Annotated in this window: 4 protein-coding genes; all 4 read left to right on the top strand. The window is 41.5% G+C overall.

The window, feature by feature from the left end; all coding sequences use genetic code 11:
- Window positions 1-158: 158 nt before the first annotated feature.
- Window positions 159-614: a DUF2059 domain-containing protein gene (locus tag CSH92_RS16790; protein ID WP_100658809.1), complete on the top strand. Its 456-nt coding sequence runs from the start codon at window positions 159-161 to the stop codon at window positions 612-614.
- Window positions 615-752: 138 nt separating this feature from the next.
- Window positions 753-1,121, top strand: a complete 369-nt coding sequence (locus tag CSH92_RS16785) for a hypothetical protein (protein WP_100658808.1) — start codon at window positions 753-755, stop codon at window positions 1,119-1,121.
- A 127-nt stretch (window positions 1,122-1,248) separates the two neighbouring features.
- Window positions 1,249-1,620, top strand: a complete 372-nt coding sequence (locus CSH92_RS16780) for a hypothetical protein (protein WP_100658807.1) — start codon at window positions 1,249-1,251, stop codon at window positions 1,618-1,620.
- A gap of 112 nt (window positions 1,621-1,732) precedes the next feature.
- On the top strand, window positions 1,733-2,158 hold the full coding sequence (locus CSH92_RS16775; protein ID WP_124916994.1) for a hypothetical protein: 426 nt from the start codon (window positions 1,733-1,735) through the stop codon (window positions 2,156-2,158).
- The last annotated feature ends 344 nt before the right edge of the window (window positions 2,159-2,502 follow it).

The raw sequence follows: 2,502 nt of genomic DNA, 5'->3' as shown, positions 1-2,502 counted from the left end.
TCTTCAAAGGCAATATTTAAATCAGTGAAAGCACCTAACAAACGCATTAAAACTCACTTCGTTCGCGCGGACATCTACTTGTGGGCTGGCGCTACGCGCAAGTTTAGCCCACAAGCAGCTGCCCTTTATGCGGGGCGTTATATCCCTTTGGAGGAAAATTGAAACACCTTCTAATTTTAAGCCTTTTAACTATTAGCTTTTTAGCTTCAGGAGCAGAATTGAGTACCAAGGAAAAAATAGCCAAAGAGGTTGTTCAGGCGTCTCTTTATTCCGAATTTTCTGAACTAAGAATGTTGGCTTACGCAAAGGCTATAGGGCAAAAAGTTGTTTTCGATACATCCCCTGAAGAATATGAAAATATTAGTGCGCAGGTAAATGAGCGACTTACAGCCTGGTCTGATAATTTCTATAAAAAACACAATATAGATAGCAAATTAGAGTCTGCGTATATTGACTCATTTACAGAAGATGAGCTCAACGACATTCTGCAATTTTATAAAAGTGATACGGGTAAAAAACTTTTACAGGTACTGCCTCTAATCATTAATTTAAAGTCGGAGTTTCAACAAGAGTTTGTAGAAGGCTTTTTAAATTCAATTGAAGAGAGTAAATGAAGAATTTGGTTCAGAGATATAACAAGCCAATTAAGCTCACTCCCTCCGGTCGCTGGGACAAATACGTGTGCGGCCTCCTCAGATTATGCCGCACACATATTTGCCCCTTATTGGGGTGTTATGTTCCATTGAGTTAGTATGTTTATTCCAAGTCAAAACGATTTAACCAAACGCCTGTCAAAACGCTCTGCGTTAATTACTGGTGTTCTAGGGCTGCTAATATCTATCTCCGTTGCAGTATTAGCAACACTATCTGGCGACAAGATAGCAATCGGGTTTGCTGTAATTTTTTGCACTTTGCTTGCGTTCTTTTCTCTTTCACTTTTGTTGGGCAAAGGTTCAAAAGGAAACGGAATATTTTCACCGTTTACGCTCTATATTCTAGGTGCGATATTCATCGTAATAGACGTAATTCTAAGTATCTTTAATAAGCAAATCCTTATAGCTGGTGTTATGTTAGGTTTAGGGTGTTTTGCGCTTGCAAAAAAGAGACGCACAAGGACGTAATATGAAACATAACAAACCGATCAAGCTCACTCGCTCCGCTCGCTGGGACAATTCCTCGCATGCGGCTCCGCGATTCTCGCATGCAAGCAATTGCCCCTTATCGGGGTGTTAGCTGCCAAGAGGATTCATGGAAGATTACTCTCCGAATAAAATTTCTAAATCGACCCAAATTTTTAATATCGTTTGGGCACTGTTTCTAATTGCTGTGTGTCTCTATGGCGTCACTAATGAAGCTTTGGTATATCCCGGCGTTAGAGGCTCTGACCCTATTGAATTAACGGGCATGCCTCTGCTGTTCTTCTGCGTTGCATTGGTCTCGGGCGCTATTAATGCTTTGCTAACCGTAATTGACCACTACGATAAAAGAAATAACGAAACAAGCTATAAGCAAATGTCACTATATCTAAACGTCCTAAGTATATTTGCAATCACCTTAGCTTTTGGATATCAATTCGTTCTTAACCAAGAATCAGCGGTAGATATTGGCAATGTCAGCTAACAATCGCATTAAAACTCGCTTCGCTCGCGCGGACATCTACCTGTGGGCTCGCGCTTCACGCGATTTTAGCCCACAGCTAGCTGCCCTTTATGCGGGGCGTTAAGTGCCACAAATGGACTTTTTAATTGAGCAGCACTTATTCGGATTCAAAAAGCTTGGAAGTAGGATAGAGACAACTGATGGAATTCAGCACAATAAGTCATTCCAACATGGCTATTCGGTCGCTACTGAGAATGGAGTTTTCACTGGTCTTTTTCTTAACTTCACAGAAGGCAATCACGCATTTAAGTCTTTTAAAGGTTTATTAAAATTTAAAGGCCAATTGTTTACTTTTAGCGAGCAAACTACCGTTCAACAAATAGAAGCCATATTCGGGACTGCTGTTGATGGCTTTAAGGACGAAGTTGAAATTAGCCGGAGGTTTGTAGTTAGTGATTTGCTAATTGAATGCAGCTGGTATCATGATTCAGACGGTATATCATTTACGTACATGTCTATTGAGAAGGATGATGGCTTTTATCAAACAAGTGGCACCTAACAAACCAATTAACACACTCGCTGCGCTCGCTGGGACGCCTACTTGCTGCGGCTCCGCCATTTTAGCAGCAAGTATTCGCCCGTTATCGGGGCGTTAGAAACCATTTCGCTTTTAGCTTAAGTCGTATCAACTTCAGCACGTTCTTCAGCCTCAATTCTTCGATCAACACACCACGCGAATGTTAACTTTTTGCTGCGCACACAACGCGGTTGTGTGCCGCCTTTCTGCATCGACAGTTCATTTAAGGCCGTCGCCTGTTCGAGCTATTTTTCAATCAAACAACTTCAGTTGCTGCTTCGTTAAAGTGTTTTATCTCAAAGGCAGTTTTTAGGTCGCCCTACCCT

Source organism: Neoalteromonas flava, assembly GCF_002807685.1.
In the GTDB taxonomy this organism is placed as follows: domain Bacteria; phylum Pseudomonadota; class Gammaproteobacteria; order Enterobacterales; family Alteromonadaceae; genus Alteromonas_E; species Alteromonas_E flava.
The sequence above is the reverse complement of the archived record's forward strand: the minus strand, read 5'-3'. Positions and strand labels throughout refer to the sequence as shown.